This window comes from Parvibaculum sp., from assembly GCF_049671045.1.
In the GTDB taxonomy this organism is placed as follows: domain Bacteria; phylum Pseudomonadota; class Alphaproteobacteria; order Parvibaculales; family Parvibaculaceae; genus Parvibaculum.
Genome location: NZ_JBATUH010000037.1, coordinates 1 through 18,178, shown reverse-complemented (window position 1 = coordinate 18,178; position 18,178 = coordinate 1). Strand labels below are relative to the sequence as shown.

Below are 18,178 nucleotides of genomic sequence, written 5' to 3'. Positions count from 1 at the left end.
TCGCGCGACGTCTCGATGACCTCGCTGCCATCCGGCGTCAGGATCATGGCGCGCATGGAGAGCCGCTCGCCCTCGATGATCGCGAGCGCCGCGATGGGCGTCCGGCAGGAGCCGTCGAGCACGGCGAGCGTCGCACGTTCGGCGGCGACCCGAAGCCCCGTCTCGATGTGATGGATCCTCGCGAGAAGCTCGGCCACCTCCGCGTCGCTCTCGCGGCGCTCGACGCCGACGGCGCCCTGCGCGACGGCGGGCAGCATTTCTTCGGGCGAAAGCGGCGCGGTGACCTTGTCGGCAAGCCCCATGCGGGTGAGCCCGGCCATGGCGAGAAGCGTCGCGTCGGCGACGCCGTCGGCGAGCTTCTGGAGCCGCGTGTCGACATTGCCGCGGAAGGGCACGACCTGAAGGTCGGGCCGCAACGCCCTGACCTGCGCGGCCCGGCGCAGCGAGGACGTGCCAACGATGGCGCCGCGCGCCAGTGAAGTGATGGTCATGGCCTTGGGCGAGAGGAAGGCATCGCGCGGATCGACCCGTTCGAGCGTGCAGTCGATGACGAGGCCATCGGGCAGCACCGTCGGCATGTCCTTCATCGAATGGACCGCGAGGTCGATGCCGCCATCCGTCAGCGCTTCCTCGATCTCCTTCGTGAAGAGGCCCTTGCCGCCCAGTTCCGAGAGGTTGCGGTCCTGCACCCTGTCACCCGTCGTCTTGATGACGACGACCTCGGTCGCCTCCTCCTTCGGGAGGCCGAGCGCGCGCGCGACACGGTCGGCGACATCGTGAGCCTGAATGAGCGCGAGCCTGGAGCCGCGAGTGCCAATGCGGAGGCGACGTTGCATGAGCCTTCTTTCGGGTGTTATGCCAAGGCCAATATGGGCCTGCCCGCCTCTTATAGACGATAGGCGGCCCCGGTAAGAACCCTTTCCCTGACGGAGAAGCGGGACAGCATGACGCGCCGCACAATCACCCTGCTCGGCATCGAGACGAGCTGCGATGAAACCGCAGCCGCCGTCGTGCGCCGCCATGACGAGGGCGATGGCGCGTTCCGGGGTGACATTCTCTCCAATGTCGTCTTTTCCCAGATCCGCGAGCACGCGCCCTATGGCGGCGTCGTGCCGGAGATCGCCGCGCGCGCCCATGTGGAACATCTGGACGGGCTCATCGCCCGCGCCCTCGACGATGCGAAGCTCGGCTGGGAAGACCTCGACGGCATCGCCGCGACGGCGGGGCCGGGCCTCATCGGCGGGGTCATTGTAGGCCTCATGACCGCGAAGGGCATCGCCTTCGCGCGGAACCTGCCGCTCGTCGCCGTCAACCATCTGGAGGGCCACGCTCTCACCGCGCGGCTGACCAATCGCGTGCCTTTCCCCTATCTCCTGCTGCTCGTTTCGGGCGGACACAGCCAGCTCCTCGTTGTCGAGGGCGTGGGCGCCTATCGCCGCCTCGGCACGACGGTCGACGATGCGGTGGGCGAGGCTTTCGACAAGGTGGCCAAGATGCTGGGGCTCGGCTTTCCGGGCGGGCCCGCCGTCGAGAAGGTCGCCCGCGAGGGCAATGCCGCCCGTTTCGCCCTGCCCCGGCCGCTCATGGGAAGAGCGGGCTGCGACTTCTCCTTTTCGGGCCTCAAGACCGCCGTTCGCCAGCTTGCCGAAGCGCAAGGCGACCTTGACAGCCAGGCGCGCGCCGACATCGCCGCCGCCTTTCAGCAGGCGGTCGCCGATGTGCTCGCCGACCGGGCGAGCCACGCCATGCGGATGGCGGCGCCCTCCATGCCGCTGAAGGCCCGCAGGCTCGTCGTCGCGGGCGGCGTCGCCTCGAACCTCGCGCTCCGCGAGCGGCTGGAGGCGACCGCGGGCGCCGAAGGCTACGAACTCGTCGTGCCGCCCGCCCGCCTCTGCACCGATAACGGCGCCATGATCGCCTGGGCGGGCGCGGAAAGGTTCGCGCTCGGCCTCACCGATCCGCTCGATACGGGCCCCCGCGCCCGCTGGCCGCTCGACGCCGGGCCCCGGACGGACGCCGCCTGAGAAGCGGACCGGGCATAAAAAAAGCCCCGGCGCGGGAGGCACGCCGGGGCAGTAAAAGACCCTTTTACAGGTCTGCGGGTTCGCCGGCCCCCGGGGGAGGGGAGACGGGGACGGCGAAGAAATGCATCAGGCGATGTGGAAGACGCCTGCCGTCTGCGCGACGAGCGCGATCGTGTAGACGGCGAGAACGGCGGCGATCAGCCGGCCGACAAGGACTTCCGCACGCTGGGCCTGGGCGTTCTGCTGGATCATCATGGCTCATTTCCTTCTCATAATCGGGTTTCGGGCGGCTGCGGGCTCCTGAGGGGGCGAAACCCGCGCTCCGTGTTCTGTGTCGAGGTCCGGCTTTGCGGTGGCCGGCCGGCTGGCGATCCGGCTCAGATGAGCAGCGAGACGATCATGTTCGCGACGAAGAACAGTGAGTACGTCGTGATCACCGCCGTGCCGATATGTCCGGCAAGCGTGTCATGTGCGGCTGCCGATTTTTCGCCACCCGTACCCTCGATGAGGGTCAGCGAGGGGGCACGGCGCTCACGGGCCGGGGCGCCGATGTGGCTGAAAGGCAAGGTCAGCTTCTTGGCTGCGAGTGTCATGGCGGCTTCTCCTTCGGTCCCGCCGGCGGGGAGGGGTTCCCGTCGGCACGGATGATTTAGGGAAGCCTTGAACGAAAAACAATGAATGAAACGAAAAATATTCAATCTTCATGTGCGATGTTGCTGCACCGCAACACATTGTGGCGAGTTGGTGGCAAAAACATTGTAAAAACAGTGATTTGGGGAGATTTCGCGCGGCAGTATAAAATTTCCGCAACGCAACAAGAATCAGTGGTTCACCAGATTTTGCGGCGAATCGCTGATCGACACACCAGCCCTGAGCCCGGCGATGATGATCTGGTAGACGCCCTCCAGCTCGCGCTCGAGCCGCTCGAGGGACAGCCGCGTGAAAAGCTGCGGGTAGCTGAATTTGAGCGTCGCCGACTGGATCATCTCGGCGATGAATTCCGGATCCGTGACCGTGAACTCCCCCGACACGTTTCCGTATTCGATGATCCGGCGCAGCACCTCGCGTTCCCGCTTTATGCCCTCATTATGGAAGTGCGGGCGCTCGGCCGTGATGATCTGGGCCATCTCGACGAGCTTGGGGTCCTGCTCGAGGGTGAGAAAGGTTTCGCGCAGGTCCTGGAACAGGAAGTCGTGGAGCCGTTCCGCCGCGCTGCGGCCCGGCTGCGTCAGGATATGGGAGAGCTGCTCGGCCGTGCGTATCGAGGCCTCGCGCGCGATCTCCTCGGCAATGTCGAGCTTGCCCGGAAAATAGCGGTAGAGATTGCCCGGCGACATATCGCAATCGACTGCGAGGTCGGCCATTGTCGTTTTGCTATAACCGTAATGCGCGAAGCGCTTTTTCGCGGCGTCGATGATTTTCTGGCGGGTATCGTCGGGAGCGGTCATAGACGGAGATTGTAAAACGCTGGTGTAAATATTCAACGAATCGTTCAATCGTTAGTGAAGGCGCCGGAAAGCGAGCCCGGCGGCGGAAATCGAGGGCCATGCGGCAGTTTCAGCATATCGGTGTGGTCGGAGGCGGCGCCTGGGGCACCGCGCTTGCGCAGGTGGCAGCGCGCGCGGACGGCGATGGGCGGCGCGTGACGCTCTGGGCGCGCGAGCCGGAGGTCGTGGAGGCGGTGAATGCCTCGCGCGAAAACCGCATGTTCCTTCCCGGCGTCGCGCTCGGTGCGAACATCGCCGCCACCTCCTCGCTCAAGGAAGTGGCGGGAGCCGACGCGCTCCTCATGGTCACGCCCGCCCAGCACATGCGCGCGACCTGCGCAGGCCTCTCCCCCGCCCTCAGGCCCGGAACGCCCGTCCTCATCTGCGCCAAGGGCGTGGAACAGGGCACGATGAAACTCCTGACCGATGTTCTTGCAGAGACGCTGCCGGAAGCAGAGGCCGCCGTGCTTTCCGGCCCGAGCTTCGCAGGCGAGGTCGCTCGCGGCCTGCCGACGGCGGTGACGCTCGCCTGCGCGGACAGGGAGCTCGGGCGCGCCCTCGTCAACGCGATCGGCCTTCCGACTTTCCGTCCCTATTATTCCTCCGACCTCATCGGTGCGGAAATCGGCGGCGCGGTGAAGAACGTGCTCGCCATCGCCTGCGGCATCGTCGAGGGGCGGAAATTCGGCGCGAGCGCGCGCGCCGCGCTCACCACGCGCGGCTTTGCCGAGATGACGCGCCTCGGCCTTGCCCTCGGCGCGCGTGCCGAAACGCTCGCCGGGCTCTCGGGCCTCGGCGATCTCATCCTCACCTGCAATTCGCCCCAGTCGCGCAACATGTCGCTCGGCATCGCGCTTGGCGAAGGCAGATCGCTCGACGAAATTCTCGGCAGCCGCAATTCGGTGAGCGAAGGCGCTTTCTCCGCCACCGCCGTCGTCGCGCTGGCCGCGAAATACGGCATCGAGATGCCGATCTCCGAAGCCGTCGCCGCGATCGTGACGGCGAGGATCAATGTCGACGAGGCGATCGCCTCCCTTCTCACCCGCCCTTTCAAGAGCGAGGACTGATCCCTCGCAATCCACCGGAGACGAATATGCTCTTCTGCATCACCGGCATCGACAAGCCCGATGCCCTCGAACTGCGCCTCGCCAATCGCGACGCGCATCTGAAATACTGGGCCGATGCCCAATGCGTGAAAATTGGCGGTCCGTTCACGAATGACGACGGCACCGTCATGAACGGCAGCCTTCTCGTCATCGACGTCGAAGACCTCGCCACCGCTCGCCGCCTCGCCAAGGACGACCCTTACGTGAAGGCGGGACTTTTCGAGCGCCAGGAGGTGCGTCCCTGGAAGTGGCTTCTCGGCCCGAAATAAGCCCGAAAGCAAGAAACAAAAAAGGAGGGACGCCGCATGGCTTACTGGCTTTTCAAATCGGAACCTTCCGCCTGGTCGTGGGATGACCAGAAGAAGAAAGGCGCCGAGGGCGAACCGTGGAACGGCGTCCGCAACTACCAGGCCAACAACAACATGAAGGCGATGAAGAAGGGCGATCTCGGCTTCTTCTATCATTCCGTCGAAGAGAAGCGCATCGTCGGCATCGTCCGCGTCATCGGCGAGCATCGCCCCGACCCCACGGACGAGACGGGCCGCTTCGGCCTCGTCATCATCGAGGCTGTCTGCGACCTGCCGAAACCCGTTACGCTCGCCGACATCAAGGCCGAGCCGAGGCTCGCCGAAATGGCGATCCTGAAGCAGTCGCGCCTTTCCGTGCCACCGGTGCGCGATGAGGAATGGAAGCTCATCTGCAAGATGGGCGGCCTCGCAAAGGCGCCATGACGTTCGCCGCTCCCCCGATCCCGGCATGAGGCCCGCGCCCGGCACGCCGCTCTGCCCGCTCGATGCGATCGACGATCCGGGCGCCAGGGCCTTCAGCTTCGGGGCGGGCGCGGCGGGCTTCCACATGTTCCTTGTACGGAAGGATGGCGAGCTTCGCGCCTATGTGAACGAGTGCCCGCATGGCCGCACGCGCCTCGACCACTGGCCGGACACGTTTCTGACGCTGGACGAGACGCGCATCATCTGCGCCGCCCATGCCGCGCTTTTCCGCATCGCGGACGGCTTCTGCGTTTCCGGCCCCTGCGCCGGAAAAAGCCTGACGCCCGTGCCGGTCGAGATCGTGGAAGGAACGGTCCGCATCGCCGCGGAGGGCTGAAGGGCCTTGCAAGCCCGGAAGGCGCGGGCTTGCACGACCGGCCGCGGGACGCGATAACGGGAAAACCCTTCGACGCGCCCTTCCGGGCGCGCCGCCCGCAATCGGAGGAACGACCCCGTGAGTGAGACGAAGAAACTTGCGACCGAAGCGACGGGCCCGCTCAAGGGCGTGCGCATCGTCGACCTGACAAGCGTCGTCTTCGGCGCCTATGCAACCCAGATCCTTGGCGATTATGGCGCGGACGTCATCAAGATCGAGGCGCCCTCGCCCACCGGCGGTGGCGGGCATGGCGGCGACATCATGCGCTGGCCGGGCCATGTGCCGGAGGGCGCGGCGCCCGATCTCGGGCCGATCTTCCTCACCATCAACCGCAACAAGCGCTCGGTACTGCTCGATCTCGCCAAACCCGCGGGCCGCAAGGCGCTCATGAAGATCATCTCCACGGCCGATGTGCTGACCTCCAATGTCCGCTACAGCGCCATGAAGCGGCTCGGCCTCTCCTACGAAGACGTGAAGGCGGTGAAGCCCGACATCATCTTCGTGCATGCGGCGGGCTACGGCTCGGACGGTCCCTATGCGGGCCTTCCCGCCTATGACGATCTCATTCAGGCCGGCTCCGGCGCGGCCGATCTCCTTCCCTATATGGATGGCGATCCGAAGCCGCGCTACATGCCGACCATCATGGCCGACAAGGTGTCGGGGCTCTTCTTCGTTTCCGCCGTGACCTCCGCGCTTTTCCATAGGGAGCGCACCGGCGAGGGGCAATTCGTCGAGGTGCCGATGCTCGAGGCCGTCACCTCCTTCGTGCTCGCCGAGCATTTCTACGATCACGTCTACGATCCGCCGACGGGCCAGTGGACCTATGGGCGCATCACCAATCCCGATCGCCGGCCCTACCGCACGAAGAACGGCTATATCGGCCTTCTTCCCTACTCGGACAAGCAGTGGGAGCAATTCTTCGAGATCGCGGGCCGGCCCGGCGTTTTCCGCGACGATCCGCGCTTCTCAAACTACAAGGCGCGTACGCAGAATATCCGCGAGCTTTACGCCATGATCGAGGAGCTGACCGAAACCAAGACGACCGAGGAATGGCTCGACCTGCTGAACCCGCTGAGCATCCCGGTCGTGAAGATGAACCGGCTGGAGGATCTCCAGGACGATCCGCATCTGAAGGCGGTCGACTTCTTCCAGCGCTACGATCATCCGCATGCGGGGCCCTATTTCGCGCTGCGTCCGCCGGTGCGTTTCAGCGCGACGCCCGCGAATATCCGCCTCCACCCTCCGAGACTCGGCGAGCAGACGCGCGAAGTGCTCGCCGAAGTGGGGCTTGTGGATGACGACATCTCCGCCATCGAAGCCGCAGGAGCAGAACATTGACCCCCTGAGCCGGGGGACCATAATGATTGCCAAAACAGCAAGGCGGTCCACGCCGATCGAAGGAGACGTCCATGTCCGACAATGACCTTTTTCCCGTATCCGAAGACTGGGCAGGCCGAGCCTTCATCGACAATGCCCGCTACAAGGCGCTCTATGAGGCGAGCCTCAGGGACCCTGAAACCTTCTGGCGCGAGGAAGCCGGGCGCATCGACTGGATCAAGCCCTTCACCAAGGTGAAGGACGTTTCCTACGATCCGAAGAACCTGCACATCAGATGGTTCGAGGACGGCACGCTCAATGTCACGGTCAACTGCATCGACCGCCATCTGAAGGATCGCGGCGACCAGACCGCGATCATCTGGGAAGGCGACGACCCGAAAGACGACCGGAAGATCACCTATCGCGAGCTTCACGCCGAGGTCTGCCGCTTCGCCAATGTGCTGAAGGCGCAGGGCGTGAAGAAGGGCGATCGCGTCACCATCTATCTGCCGATGATCCCGGAAGCGGCCTTCGCCATGCTCGCCTGCGCGCGCATCGGCGCCGTTCATTCGGTCGTCTTCGGCGGCTTCTCGCCCGACAGCCTCGCCGGCCGCATTCTCGATTGCGACTCGAGCGTCGTCGTCACCGCCGATGAAGGCGTGCGCGGCGGACGCCGCATTCCGCTCAAGGCGAACACCGACGAAGCGCTGAAGAAGTGCCCCGGTGTCAAATGCGTTCTCACCGTGCGCCACACGGGCGGCGACATCGCCATGCAGCCGGGCCGCGACATCTGGTATCACGACGAAGCGGCGAAGGTTTCGACCGATTGCCCGGCCGAGGAGATGGGCGCGGAAGACCCGCTCTTCATTCTCTATACGTCGGGCTCGACCGGTAAGCCGAAGGGCGTGCTGCACACGACGGGCGGCTACCTCGTCTTCGTCGCGATGACGCATCAATATGTCTTCGACTATCACGACGGCGACATCTATTGGTGCACGGCGGATGTGGGCTGGGTGACAGGCCACAGCTACATTCTCTACGGACCGCTCGCCAATGGCGCGACCACGCTCATCTTCGAGGGCGTGCCGAACTACCCCGACAGCTCGCGCTTCTGGCAGGTCATCGACAAGCACAAGGTCAACACCTTCTACACCGCGCCGACGGCGCTGCGCGCGCTGATGCGCGAAGGCGAGGCCCCGGTGAAGAAGACGAGCCGCAAGAGCCTTCGCCTTCTCGGCTCCGTCGGCGAGCCGATCAACCCCGAAGCCTGGCTCTGGTATCACCGCGTCGTCGGCGAGGGCCGCTGCCCGATCGTCGACACATGGTGGCAGACGGAAACGGGCGGCATCCTCATTTCGCCGCTTCCCGGCGCCATCGCGCAGAAGCCGGGCTCGGCGACGCTTCCCTTCTTCGGCGTGAAGCCCGTCATCGTCGATACCGAAGGCAATGAGCTTGAAGGCGAATGCACGGGCAATCTCTGCATGGCCGATTCCTGGCCGGGCCAGATGCGCACCGTCTATGGCGACCACCAGCGCTTCATCGAAACCTATTTCATCCAGTATCCCGGCAAGTACTTCACCGGCGATGGCTGCCGGCGCGACGCCGACGGCTATTACTGGATCACGGGCCGCGTCGATGACGTGCTCAACGTCTCCGGCCACCGCCTCGGCACGGCGGAAGTCGAAAGCGCCCTCGTCGCCCACGCGAAAGTCGCCGAGGCCGCCGTCGTCGGCTATCCGCACGACATCAAGGGCCAGGGCATCTACGCCTATGTGACCCTCAATGCGGGCGAGCCGGCCTCCGAGGAGCTGAAGAAGGAACTGGTGAACTGGGTGCGCCGCGAGATCGGCCCGATCGCCTCGCCCGACCTCATCCAGTTCGCGCCGAGCCTGCCGAAAACCCGCTCGGGCAAGATCATGCGCCGCATCCTGCGCAAGATCGCGGAGGACGACTTCTCCAATCTCGGCGACATCTCGACGCTCGCCGACCCATCCGTGGTGAGCGACCTCATCGACCACCGCCAGAACAGGGCGGGATAAGACAGCCGGCAGTGGTGCGGACCTAACCTTCGTTGAGCCCGCACCAGCCGCCGCGCTTGCGGCCGTCATAGACGCGGGCGAGACCCCTGGCGCTGAGCGCCGCGCCGAGGTCGGGCGCCTCGTCGCTCGCCACATGGGCGATGACACGGCCGCCATATTTGTCGCTGCTGATCCCGGTGAGGCGCACCCGGCCGCTCCGCGTCAGCGCCGCGAGATAGGCGCGCGCCCGCTCGGCGCTTGCCCGCTCCTCGGCGCATTTGCCCCTGATCTCCGGCGCGTCGATGCCCGCGAGCCGCACATGCACCTCGACCGTCTGGCCGATCCAGATGCGGGCCCGCACGATGAGCGTGTCGCCATCGACCACGCCGACGACTTCGGCCGCGACCGGCCCGGCGATCACGTCCCTCGCCTCGGCGCCAAGGGGCGCGGCAAGGGCGATCAGCCATGAAAGAAGGACGATGCGGACGCGGGGCATGAGTTCCTGCAGAGAGGCGCGCTCACCCTGAACGCACCCGGAAACGGCCCCCGCCGCCTCGGCATTTATAGGATTAAATTCACAGAAACGTCAATGCCGGCCGGGTCAAACCCTGCCAGCGCCCGCGATCAGAAATCGCTGAGGATGCCCTTGATCTCCCAGTCGCCGTAGCGCGTGGGCTCGGCGCCGCTTCTCGCGCCCTTCGGCCCGTTGATCTCGCGGGGCGCGGGCGCGGCCGCGCGGGCCTCATCGGCGATGCGCCGGCGCTCCTCGGCCTCGGCAAGCGCGCGCATGGCCGCGGGGCTGAGTTTTTTCGGCTCCGGCACACTCCCGGTTTCGCCCGGAACCGCTTCGCCCGAATTTTCACCGCTCATGATTCCGTTCCGCTTTCCAGTTTCTCCGGCCCGTTTCCGCGCCGCTCGCTTGAAGGCCCGGCGCCCGCGCTACATATAAGCCCTCGAACCTCGCCGCGCCAGAACGGCGGGGCGCGCGCATCGACCCGGAGCCCGAACGGGGCTCCATGACGGAGAACAGACGCAAGGCATGAACACGCTCAAGACAGGCATCCTCCTTGCCGCGATGACGGCGCTCTTCATGGGGCTCGGCTTTCTCATCGGCGGCTCCAACGGCGCGCTCATCGCCTTCTTTGTCGCCGCCGCGATGAACGCCTTCGCCTACTGGAACTCGGACAAGATGGTCCTTTCCATGTATGGCGCGGAGGCCGTCGACGAGCGCACGGCGCCGGCCTATGTGCGCCTCGTGCAGCGGCTCGCGGAGAATGCGGGCCTTCCCATGCCGGCGACCTACATCATCCATTCCGCGCAGCCCAATGCGTTCGCCACCGGGCGCAACCCAGAGCACGCCGCCGTCGCCGCGACGACGGGCCTGCTCGAAACGCTCTCGCCCGAGGAGCTCGCGGGCGTGCTCGCCCATGAGCTTGCGCATATCAAGAACCGTGACACGCTCACCATGACGATCACGGCGACGATCGCCGGCGCGATCTCGATGCTCGCGAATTTCGCCTTCTTCTTCGGCGGCAACCGCGAGAACCAGGGCGGCATCATCGGCACGCTCGCGCTTGCCATTCTCGCGCCCATCGCCGCCGGCCTCGTGCAGATGGCGATCAGCCGCACGCGCGAATATGAGGCCGACGCCATGGGCGCCGAAATCTCCGGCCGCCCGCTCTGGCTTGCCTCCGCGCTCGAAAAGATCGAAAGCGCCGCCCATGCCCGCCCGAACGAGGCGGCGGAGGCGAACCCCGCGACGGCGCATATGTTCATCATCAATCCGCTGCATGGGGGCGGGCGCGACAATCTCTTCTCGACCCACCCGGCGACCGCGAACCGCATCGCGCGGCTGCGCGAAATCGCCGCCACGAAGGGCCAGGCCCAGGCACGGACAAATCCCTGGGGCTGATCGTCCGGTCACGGACGATGCCCGCCATGGCGCGGGCGCGGCGCTTTTCATCGCCCGCCGTCTGTGCTCTAACTTCGCCGCATGAACGAGGCGGCAGAGAGCGGACCGGGGCTTGAGGCGCGCGAAGGCGCCCAGGCGCTCATTGCTGCCGTGCTGACGCAAGGCCGCGCCCTCGACGAGGCGCTTGCCGAAGAGACAGCGCGCGGGCGCCTCGCAAGGCTCGGCCCCTCCGACCGCGGCTTTGCCCGCGCCATCGCCGCAACCACGCTCCGGCATCTGGGCGAGATCGACCACGCGCTCGGCCGGCTTCTGGAAAAGCCGCTGCCCAGACGCGCGGGCCTCACCGAAACGATCCTGCGTTCGGCCGCCGCCGAAATCCTCTTTCTCGGCGTGAAGCCCCACGCCGCCGTCTCGCTCGCCGTCGAGGCCGCCTCGCGGGACGAGGCCGCGCGCCATTTCAGATCGCTGGTGAACGCCGTGCTGCGCCGCCTCGCGCGCGAAGGGCAGACGCTTCTTGAAGGTTTCGACCGCGAGCGGGCGAACCTTGCCCCCTGGCTCTGGGAAAGCTGGGTCGCGGCTTATGGCGAGGAACGGACGCGGGCCATGCTGCGCGCCCTCTGGCAGGAGCCGCCGCTCGACCTCTGCGTGAAGCGCGAGGAGGAGCGCGAAGTCTGGGCGGCAAGGCTCGGCGCGGAGTTGCTGCCCACGGGCACGCTCAGGCTGGCCGCAGGCGGACGGATCGAACGGCTCGACGGTTATGAGGAAGGCGCCTGGTGGGTGCAGGATGCCGCCGCCGCCCTGCCCGCGCGCCTCTTCGGCGATCTTAGCGGCCGCGACGTGCTCGACCTCTGCGCCGCGCCCGGCGGCAAGACGCTGCAACTCGCCGCCATGGGCGCGCATGTGACGGCGCTCGACCGCTCCGCCCCCCGGCTTGAGCGGCTTCGGCAGAACCTCGCCCGCATGAAGCTCGAAGCGGGGATCGTCGTTTCGGATGCCGTGCGCTTCACGCCGGGGCGGCTCTGGGAGTTCATCCTGCTCGATGCGCCCTGCACGGCGACCGGGACCTTCAGGCGGCACCCCGACGTGCTTCGCCTGAAGAAGCCGGCCGACCGCGACCGGCTCGCCGCGCTTCAGTCGCGCCTCCTTGCCCATGCGGCGGGTCTGCTCGCGCCGGGCGGCACGATCGTCTACTGCACCTGCTCGCTCGAACGCGCGGAGGGCGAGGACCAGATCGCCTCCTTCCTTGCCGCGCACCCGGATTTCGCCCGCAAGCCCATCGCCCCGGCCGAGATCGGCGGCCTCGGCGAATGCCTGACGCCCGAGGGCGACCTCAGGACCCTGCCCTGCGATCTCGCGGACAAGGGCGGCCTCGACGGCTTCTTCGCCGCCCGTCTCACGAGACTGTCCCGGAACGAATCGCGTTCCTGACCGCTCCGCCGCGAAGCGCGCCAGAGGGCGGCTCGCGCCATGAGATCGGCGCGCCTTGCGCCACAAGATTCAAGCTGTTAAGCAAGGAATTCAGCAAGATTTAGTGGGTCGGCAACGACCGTCAGATCGGATTCCATGAGCGGCAAGCCCCAGATCAAGATCGCACCCTCGATTCTGGCCTCCGACTTCGCCCGTCTGGGCGAGGAGGTGCGCGCCATCTCGAAAGCGGGCGCCGACTACATCCATATCGACGTCATGGACGGCCACTTCGTGCCGAACATCACCATCGGTCCCGATGTGGTGAAGGCGCTCAGGCCCCATTCCGACAAGCCCTTCGACGTGCACCTGATGATCGCGCCGGTCGATCCCTATATCGACGCCTTCGCGCAGGCGGGCGCCGACATCATCTCCTTCCATCCGGAGGCGGGGCCCCACCCCCACCGCACCGTGCAGGCGATCAGGGCCGCGGGCGCGAAGGCGGGCCTCGTGCTCAATCCGGGCACGCCGGTCGAAATCCTCTGGCCGATCCTCGCCGATCTCGACCTCGTCCTCGTCATGAGCGTCAATCCGGGCTTTGGCGGCCAGAGCTTCATCGAGAGCCAGCTCAGGAAGATCGAGATCATCCGCAAGCGGATCGATGCGGAGAAGCCCGGCATCGAACTCGAGGTCGATGGCGGCATCAACTTCGAGACGGCGCCCCGTGCGATAGCGGCGGGCGCCAATGTGCTCGTCGCCGGTACGGCGACCTTCAAGGGCGGGGAAGCCGCCTATGCGAAGAACATTGCGACCCTTCGCGGAGCCGCCTGAGCGGCAACGCATGAAGCCGGAAGGCCGCCAGGAGGCGGGGCCCATGACGGAAGCGCAAGTCGAAACGCCGGATCCCGTACCGCCGATACCGGAGGCGCACGCCGTTCCATCCCATTATTCGGTGCCGCCCGGCAACCGGCTGATCGACCTCACGGCAGCGGCGCTGGTGCGGCTGCGCGACGCCGCGCTCGCCTCGGCCTATGGCAGCTGGACCTATGGACAGACGCTGCGCGGGCCCATGCCCGACCACATGGTCCACTATCCGCGCGATCTGCGGCCCGGCGGCGCCGACAAGGCCGATGCGCTCTTTCAGGGCCGCTGGTTCCTGCCCGGCGGACAGGTGAAGACCGATGGCGGCTCACCCTTCGCGGCCGTGCCGCCGAGCGAGACCTGGGCGGAGGAACTGCACGGCTTCTCCTGGCTGCGCCATTTCAGCGCCGCGGGGGGCGATGCCGCGCGCACCTATGCCCAGACGCTCGTTGCCGGATGGATCGGGCAATGCGGCAACTGGGACAAGCTCGCCTGGCGGCCGCATGTGATCGGCCGCCGCCTGACTTCCTGGATCGCCAACGGCGCCCTCATCATCGACGGCTCGGACCTCATCTATCGCTCGACGCTCTTGCGCAACATGGCGCGGCAGGCCCGCCACCTCGCCCGCACCGCCTCCATGGCGCCCGCAGGCGGCAAGCGCCTGACGGCGGCGCTGGGCCTTGCCTTTTCCGGCCTCTGCCTTTCGGAAGGCGAGAAGCGCCTCGAAAAGGGGCTCAGGCTCGTCTGCCGCGAACTCGACCGGCAGATTCTCCCCGATGGCGGCCATGTGAGCCGCAATCCGGCAGCGACCCTCGAAATCATGCTCGACCTCGTTTCGCTGCGCGACGCCATGCAGGCCCGCCATGTCGAGGTGCCGCGCGCCATCCGCGACGCAATCGACCGGATGATGCCGATGCTGCGTTTCTTCCGGCATGGCGACGGCAGGCTCGCCCTCTTCAATGGCGCCAATGAGGGGCCCGAAGGCGCGATCGACGCCGTGCTCGCCGAGGACGATGCCGACGGGCGCCCCTTCGGCTTCGCGCCCCACTCCGGCTATCAGCGCCTCGCGGCGGGCCCCTCCTTTGTCGTCGCCGATACCGGCCCGCCGCCGCCCGGCCGCTACAGCCATGACGCTCATGCGGGCTGCCTCTCCTTCGAGATGAGCGCCGGCCGCTCGCGCCTCGTCGTCAATTGCGGCACGACCCGCATCTTCGGCCCGGACTGGGAGGCGGCAAGCCGCGCCACCGCCGCCCATTCGACGCTGGTGCTCGACGACACCTCCTCGGCCCGCATCGTCCGCAGCCCCGTTTCCCGCGCGCTTCTCGGCGCCCGCACCATGGAAGGCCCGACCCGCGTCGAGAGCAGGCGCAACGAGAACGAGCTCGGCCTGTGGCTCGAGGCGAGCCATAACGGCTATGAGAAGCGCTACGGCCTCGTCCACAAGCGCCGGCTCTTCCTCTCGGCGGCGGGCGAGGAGTTGCGCGGCGAGGACGTGCTCTTCCCCGCCGAGGCGCCGAAGCGGACATTCCCCTGGCAGCGCGCCCTCCGGCAGCAGAAGCCCGAAAATCCGGCCTTCGCGATCCGCTTCCACCTCCACCCGGACGCCCGCGCCTCGCTCGCCCATGACGGCGCAAGCGTGCTGGTGCGCCTGCCCAATGGCGAGGGATGGCAGTTCCAGGCAAGAACGCAGAGCGGCGAGCCCGCCATCTCGATCGAGGAAAGCGTCTATCTCGGCGCGGGCGATGCCACCCGCCGCTCCGAGCAGATCGTCGTTTCCGGGGCGGTTTTCCGGGGCGATGCCCGGGTCAACTGGGCCTGGCGACGGCTTTCTGGCCGGAATCCGGGCGGCGCGAAGCCGGCCGGGACGGCGGCGCCCGTGCTCCCCGACCTCGACCCGGCCGAACCGGCGCCGGAAGGCTGAGGCCAAACGCCAAGGATAGCCACGAAACCTTGCCGCCAACCTTGGCGGCCGAAGGCTTTTCGTGCTATCGCGCGGACACCAGCCCCCTCCCAGCCGAAAAGAGCCCGCCATGTCCGTTTCCGCGAAGCCCGCCCCCAAATCCGCTGACCTCCAGCCCGTGCGCCGCGCGCTCCTCTCCGTCTCCGACAAGACGGGGCTCGTCGAGTTCGCCACGGCGCTCCATGAAGCGGGGGTCGAACTCGTCTCGACCGGCGGCACCTCGAAGGCGATCGCGGCGGCGGGCCTGCCGGTGAAGGACGTTTCCTACCTCACCGGCTTTCCCGAAATGATGGACGGGCGGGTAAAGACGCTTCACCCCAAGGTGCATGGCGGGCTTCTCGCGGTCCGCGACGATGCCGAGCACAGGGCGGCGATGGAGGCGCATGGCATCGGGGCGATCGACCTTCTCTGCGTCAACCTCTACCCCTTCGAGGCGACGGTGGCGAAGGGCGCGGCTTACGAGGAATGCGTCGAGAACATCGACATTGGCGGGCCGGCCATGATCCGCGCGGCGGCGAAGAACCATGCCTATGTCGCGGTCATCGTCGAGGCGTCGGACTACGCCTCCGTCATCGCCGAGATCAAGGCGAAGGGCGGCACCACTTCCGCGCTGCGCAAGCATCTCGCCCACAAGGCCTATGCGCGCACGGCCGCCTATGACGCGGCGATCTCCAACTGGTTCGCCGAAACGCTGAACGACACCGCGCCCGAATGGCGCGCCTTTGGCGGCCATCTCCGCCAGACCCTGCGCTATGGCGAGAACCCGCACCAGATCGCAAGCTTCTATGTGACCGGCGAGAACCGCCCCGGCGTCTCGACCGCGACCCAGCTCCAGGGCAAGGAGCTTTCCTACAACAACATCAACGACACCGACGCGGCCTTCGAACTCGTCGCCGAGTTCGATCCGAAGGCTGCCCCTGCCATCGCCATCATCAAGCACGCGAACCCCTGCGGCGTCGCCATCGGCGCCTCTCTTGCCGATGCCTATCGCAAGGCGCTCGCCTGCGATCCCGTCTCGGCCTTTGGCGGCATCATCGCCGCGAACCGCCCGCTCGACGGCGAGACGGCCGAGGAGATCGCCAGGATCTTCACCGAAGTCATCATCGCGCCCGATGCCGACGAGGACGCGCGCCGCATCATCGGCGCGAAGAAGAACCTCCGCCTGCTGATCACCGGCGGCCTGCCCGATGCGGGCGCCGCGGGCCTCAACGTGAAGACGGTCGCGGGCGGCCTTCTCGTCCAGTCGCGCGACAATGGCCGCGTCGACCTCCTCGGCCTCAAGGTGGTGACGAAGCGTCAGCCGTCGGCGCAGGAACTCGCCGACCTCAAATTCGCCTTCCGCGTCTGCAAGCATGTGAAGTCGAACGCCATCGTCTATGTGAAGAACGGTGCGACGGTGGGCGTCGGCGCGGGCCAGATGAGCCGCGTCGATTCAGCCCGCATCGCCGCGCGCAAGGCGCGGGACGCAGCCGAAGCCGCCGGCGCGGCGGCGCCCGCGACCATCGGCTCGGTCGTGGCCTCGGACGCCTTCTTCCCCTTCGCCGACGGGCTTCTCTCGGCGGCGGAAGCGGGCGCGACGGCGGTGATCCAGCCGGGCGGCTCGGTGCGCGACGAGGAAGTGATCTCGGCGGCGGACGAGAAGGGCCTCGCCATGGTCTTCACCGGCATGCGCCACTTCCGTCACTAGGCGATCCAGAAAAACGCACGACCAAAAAGCGAATGTCACCCCGGGCTTGTCCCGGGGTCCAGGAGCCGCTTGCTCGGAATATGACGCCCCTGGATCCCGGCATTCGCCGGGATGACAGCTGATGTTGTGTCGGACGCCGGCGCTGACTCTCACTATTCGATCGCGGTCGCGCGCTCCTCGCGCACGAAGAGCACCATGATGATGCCCGCCACGATGAGCGGCACGACGATCATGAGGCCGATGCGCTGGCTGCCGCTCCAGGCGGTGACGACGCCGATGAGAAGCGGCGCGACGAAGGTCGTCGCCTTTCCCGCAAGCGAATAGAGGCCGAAGAACTCCGTCATCATCTCGACGGGCGCGATGCGGGCGAGCATCGTCCGGCTCGATGAGATGGTCGGCCCCGCCATCAGCCCGAAAAGCCCGACGGTGACGAGGAAAGCCTGCTCCGGCAGTGTACTGAACGCCTTGGCGTCGGCCGCGACCGGCACATGGATGAAGAAGAAGATCTGCTCTCGGTCGAAGGAGATGAGGGCAAGGAAGGTGACGACGGCTCCGATGAGCGACCAGACGAGCGTCGCCTTGGAGCCGAAGCGCTGATCCGTCCACCCGCCGACGAATGCGCCGAAGGCCGCGAAGAGCGTCACCCATATGCCATAGACCGCCATCTCCATCGCGCCCCAATGGAAGATCGACGCGGCGAGAATGCCGCCGAAGATGAAGATCGCATTCATCCCGTCATAGAAGGCCATGCGCGAGAAGAGATAGAGCGCGACATTGCGGAAGTGCCACGCCTTGCCAATGGTGTGGATCAGGCGCTTCAGACCCGCCCTCGCCGCCTGCGCGCGCGAAAGCCCGCGGCGCGGCTGATCGGGGACGATGAGAAGAAGCGGCAGCATGAAGACGAGGAACCAGAGGCCGGAGATCGGGCCGACGATGCGGTCCGTTTCGTGAGCCTCCTTCGACAGCCCGAAAAGCGGCGCCTCGGGAATGAAGGAGGCATGGACGACGCCCGGAAGCTGGAGCGTGATGAGCACCGCGACGAGGGCCACGATGGCGGCAAGCTGGCCGACGCCGATGCCGATGCCCGAGAGAAGGCCGATGCGCCGTTCCGAGGCGATGGTCGGCAGCATGGCGTTGGCGAAGATGATGGCGAACTCCATGCCGACCGAAGCGACGATCAGCGACACCATGATCGGCTCGACCGGCACGCCGGGAACCGCGATCCAGAGGCCGAAACATCCGGCCACGCAGATGAG

19 protein-coding genes are annotated in these 18,178 nt (G+C 66.8%); 12 read left to right on the top strand and 7 right to left on the bottom strand.

Going from position 1 to position 18,178, the window contains the following annotated elements:
• A partial coding sequence (gene hemC, locus WBG82_RS04705; RefSeq protein ID WP_424422002.1) for a hydroxymethylbilane synthase occupies positions 1-836 on the bottom strand: 836 nt, incomplete at its 3' end.
• A gap of 123 nt (positions 837-959) precedes the next feature.
• On the opposite strand from hemC, the gene tsaD reads away from it, so the two are divergent.
• Entirely contained in the window at positions 960-2,024 is a 1,065-nt protein-coding gene (gene tsaD, locus WBG82_RS04700) for a tRNA (adenosine(37)-N6)-threonylcarbamoyltransferase complex transferase subunit TsaD (RefSeq protein ID WP_424422004.1), read from the top strand.
• A gap of 126 nt (positions 2,025-2,150) precedes the next feature.
• On the opposite strand, the gene WBG82_RS04695 is transcribed toward tsaD, so the two are convergent.
• From WBG82_RS04695 to WBG82_RS04685, 3 genes are all read right to left on the bottom strand, one after another.
• Positions 2,151-2,279: a hypothetical protein gene (locus WBG82_RS04695; protein ID WP_324300031.1), complete on the bottom strand. Its 129-nt coding sequence runs from the start codon at positions 2,277-2,279 to the stop codon at positions 2,151-2,153.
• A gap of 122 nt (positions 2,280-2,401) precedes the next feature.
• Positions 2,402-2,617, bottom strand: a complete 216-nt coding sequence (locus WBG82_RS04690; protein ID WP_424421999.1) for a hypothetical protein — start codon at positions 2,615-2,617, stop codon at positions 2,402-2,404.
• A gap of 228 nt (positions 2,618-2,845) precedes the next feature.
• A complete protein-coding gene (locus tag WBG82_RS04685; RefSeq protein WP_424421996.1) occupies positions 2,846-3,472 on the bottom strand; it encodes a TetR/AcrR family transcriptional regulator in 627 nt (208 codons plus the stop codon).
• Positions 3,473-3,570: 98 nt separating this feature from the next.
• Here WBG82_RS04685 and WBG82_RS04680 point away from each other — a divergent pair, with 98 nt between their 5' ends.
• The 6 genes from WBG82_RS04680 to acs all read left to right on the top strand — a co-directional run bounded on the left by WBG82_RS04680 (position 3,571) and on the right by acs (position 9,119).
• Positions 3,571-4,578: an NAD(P)H-dependent glycerol-3-phosphate dehydrogenase gene (locus WBG82_RS04680; protein ID WP_424421993.1), complete on the top strand. Its 1,008-nt coding sequence runs from the start codon at positions 3,571-3,573 to the stop codon at positions 4,576-4,578.
• Positions 4,579-4,604: 26 nt separating this feature from the next.
• Complete coding sequence (locus WBG82_RS04675) at positions 4,605-4,886, top strand: YciI family protein (protein ID WP_324300022.1); 282 nt, start codon at positions 4,605-4,607, stop codon at positions 4,884-4,886.
• 36 nt (positions 4,887-4,922) lie between these two features.
• Positions 4,923-5,348: an EVE domain-containing protein gene (locus WBG82_RS04670; RefSeq protein ID WP_424421990.1), complete on the top strand. Its 426-nt coding sequence runs from the start codon at positions 4,923-4,925 to the stop codon at positions 5,346-5,348.
• Positions 5,349-5,373: 25 nt separating this feature from the next.
• Positions 5,374-5,724, top strand: a complete 351-nt coding sequence (locus tag WBG82_RS04665; RefSeq protein WP_424421987.1) for a Rieske (2Fe-2S) protein — start codon at positions 5,374-5,376, stop codon at positions 5,722-5,724.
• A gap of 117 nt (positions 5,725-5,841) precedes the next feature.
• A complete protein-coding gene (locus tag WBG82_RS04660; RefSeq protein ID WP_424421985.1) occupies positions 5,842-7,101 on the top strand; it encodes a CaiB/BaiF CoA transferase family protein in 1,260 nt (419 codons plus the stop codon).
• A 71-nt stretch (positions 7,102-7,172) separates the two neighbouring features.
• Positions 7,173-9,119: an acetate--CoA ligase gene (gene acs / locus WBG82_RS04655; RefSeq protein ID WP_424421982.1), complete on the top strand. Its 1,947-nt coding sequence runs from the start codon at positions 7,173-7,175 to the stop codon at positions 9,117-9,119.
• 22 nt (positions 9,120-9,141) lie between these two features.
• Here the strand turns inward: acs and WBG82_RS04650 are convergent, their stop codons facing one another.
• Both WBG82_RS04650 and WBG82_RS04645 read right to left on the bottom strand, forming a co-directional pair.
• Positions 9,142-9,594 carry a thermonuclease family protein gene (locus WBG82_RS04650; RefSeq protein WP_424421979.1) on the bottom strand — a complete coding sequence of 151 codons (453 nt, stop codon included), beginning with the start codon at positions 9,592-9,594 and terminating at the stop codon, positions 9,142-9,144.
• Between the two features lie 128 nt (positions 9,595-9,722).
• Positions 9,723-9,968, bottom strand: coding sequence for a DUF1674 domain-containing protein (locus WBG82_RS04645; protein ID WP_424421976.1), 246 nt, complete (start codon positions 9,966-9,968; stop codon positions 9,723-9,725).
• Positions 9,969-10,137: 169 nt separating this feature from the next.
• Here WBG82_RS04645 and htpX point away from each other — a divergent pair, with 169 nt between their 5' ends.
• From htpX to purH, 5 genes are all read left to right on the top strand, one after another.
• Positions 10,138-11,010, top strand: a complete 873-nt coding sequence (htpX, locus tag WBG82_RS04640) for a zinc metalloprotease HtpX (protein ID WP_424421974.1) — start codon at positions 10,138-10,140, stop codon at positions 11,008-11,010.
• Between the two features lie 81 nt (positions 11,011-11,091).
• On the top strand, positions 11,092-12,438 hold the full coding sequence (locus tag WBG82_RS04635; protein ID WP_424421972.1) for an RsmB/NOP family class I SAM-dependent RNA methyltransferase: 1,347 nt from the start codon (positions 11,092-11,094) through the stop codon (positions 12,436-12,438).
• 135 nt (positions 12,439-12,573) lie between these two features.
• Positions 12,574-13,245 (top strand): ribulose-phosphate 3-epimerase, encoded by a 672-nt coding sequence (gene rpe, locus WBG82_RS04630; RefSeq protein ID WP_424421969.1) that lies wholly within the window; start codon positions 12,574-12,576, stop codon positions 13,243-13,245.
• A 43-nt stretch (positions 13,246-13,288) separates the two neighbouring features.
• Positions 13,289-15,196, top strand: a complete 1,908-nt coding sequence (locus WBG82_RS04625) for a heparinase II/III family protein (RefSeq protein ID WP_424421967.1) — start codon at positions 13,289-13,291, stop codon at positions 15,194-15,196.
• 109 nt (positions 15,197-15,305) lie between these two features.
• Positions 15,306-16,922, top strand: coding sequence for a bifunctional phosphoribosylaminoimidazolecarboxamide formyltransferase/IMP cyclohydrolase (gene purH, locus WBG82_RS04620; RefSeq protein ID WP_424421964.1), 1,617 nt, complete (start codon positions 15,306-15,308; stop codon positions 16,920-16,922).
• Between the two features lie 152 nt (positions 16,923-17,074).
• On the opposite strand, the gene WBG82_RS04615 is transcribed toward purH, so the two are convergent.
• On the bottom strand, positions 17,075-18,178 hold a 1,104-nt coding region (locus WBG82_RS04615), incomplete at its 5' end, for an MFS transporter (protein ID WP_424421960.1).

Excerpts from the sequence above, each read along its gene's own strand:
- WBG82_RS04645 (WP_424421976.1), bottom strand. The coding sequence starts at position 9,968 with ATGAGCGGTGAAAATTCGGGCGAAGCGGTTCCGGGCGAAACCGGGAGT.
- htpX (WP_424421974.1), top strand. The coding sequence starts at position 10,138 with ATGAACACGCTCAAGACAGGCATCCTCCTTGCCGCGATGACGGCGCTC.
- acs (WP_424421982.1), top strand. The coding sequence starts at position 7,173 with ATGTCCGACAATGACCTTTTTCCCGTATCCGAAGACTGGGCAGGCCGA.
- rpe (WP_424421969.1), top strand. The coding sequence starts at position 12,574 with ATGAGCGGCAAGCCCCAGATCAAGATCGCACCCTCGATTCTGGCCTCC.
- WBG82_RS04665 (WP_424421987.1), top strand. The coding sequence starts at position 5,374 with ATGAGGCCCGCGCCCGGCACGCCGCTCTGCCCGCTCGATGCGATCGAC.
- purH (WP_424421964.1), top strand. The coding sequence starts at position 15,306 with ATGTCCGTTTCCGCGAAGCCCGCCCCCAAATCCGCTGACCTCCAGCCC.
- WBG82_RS04690 (WP_424421999.1), bottom strand. The coding sequence starts at position 2,617 with ATGACACTCGCAGCCAAGAAGCTGACCTTGCCTTTCAGCCACATCGGC.
- WBG82_RS04635 (WP_424421972.1), top strand. The coding sequence starts at position 11,092 with ATGAACGAGGCGGCAGAGAGCGGACCGGGGCTTGAGGCGCGCGAAGGC.
- WBG82_RS04680 (WP_424421993.1), top strand. The coding sequence starts at position 3,571 with ATGCGGCAGTTTCAGCATATCGGTGTGGTCGGAGGCGGCGCCTGGGGC.
- WBG82_RS04685 (WP_424421996.1), bottom strand. The coding sequence starts at position 3,472 with ATGACCGCTCCCGACGATACCCGCCAGAAAATCATCGACGCCGCGAAA.
- WBG82_RS04695 (WP_324300031.1), bottom strand. The coding sequence starts at position 2,279 with ATGATGATCCAGCAGAACGCCCAGGCCCAGCGTGCGGAAGTCCTTGTC.
- WBG82_RS04675 (WP_324300022.1), top strand. The coding sequence starts at position 4,605 with ATGCTCTTCTGCATCACCGGCATCGACAAGCCCGATGCCCTCGAACTG.
- WBG82_RS04650 (WP_424421979.1), bottom strand. The coding sequence starts at position 9,594 with ATGCCCCGCGTCCGCATCGTCCTTCTTTCATGGCTGATCGCCCTTGCC.
- WBG82_RS04625 (WP_424421967.1), top strand. The coding sequence starts at position 13,289 with ATGACGGAAGCGCAAGTCGAAACGCCGGATCCCGTACCGCCGATACCG.
- WBG82_RS04670 (WP_424421990.1), top strand. The coding sequence starts at position 4,923 with ATGGCTTACTGGCTTTTCAAATCGGAACCTTCCGCCTGGTCGTGGGAT.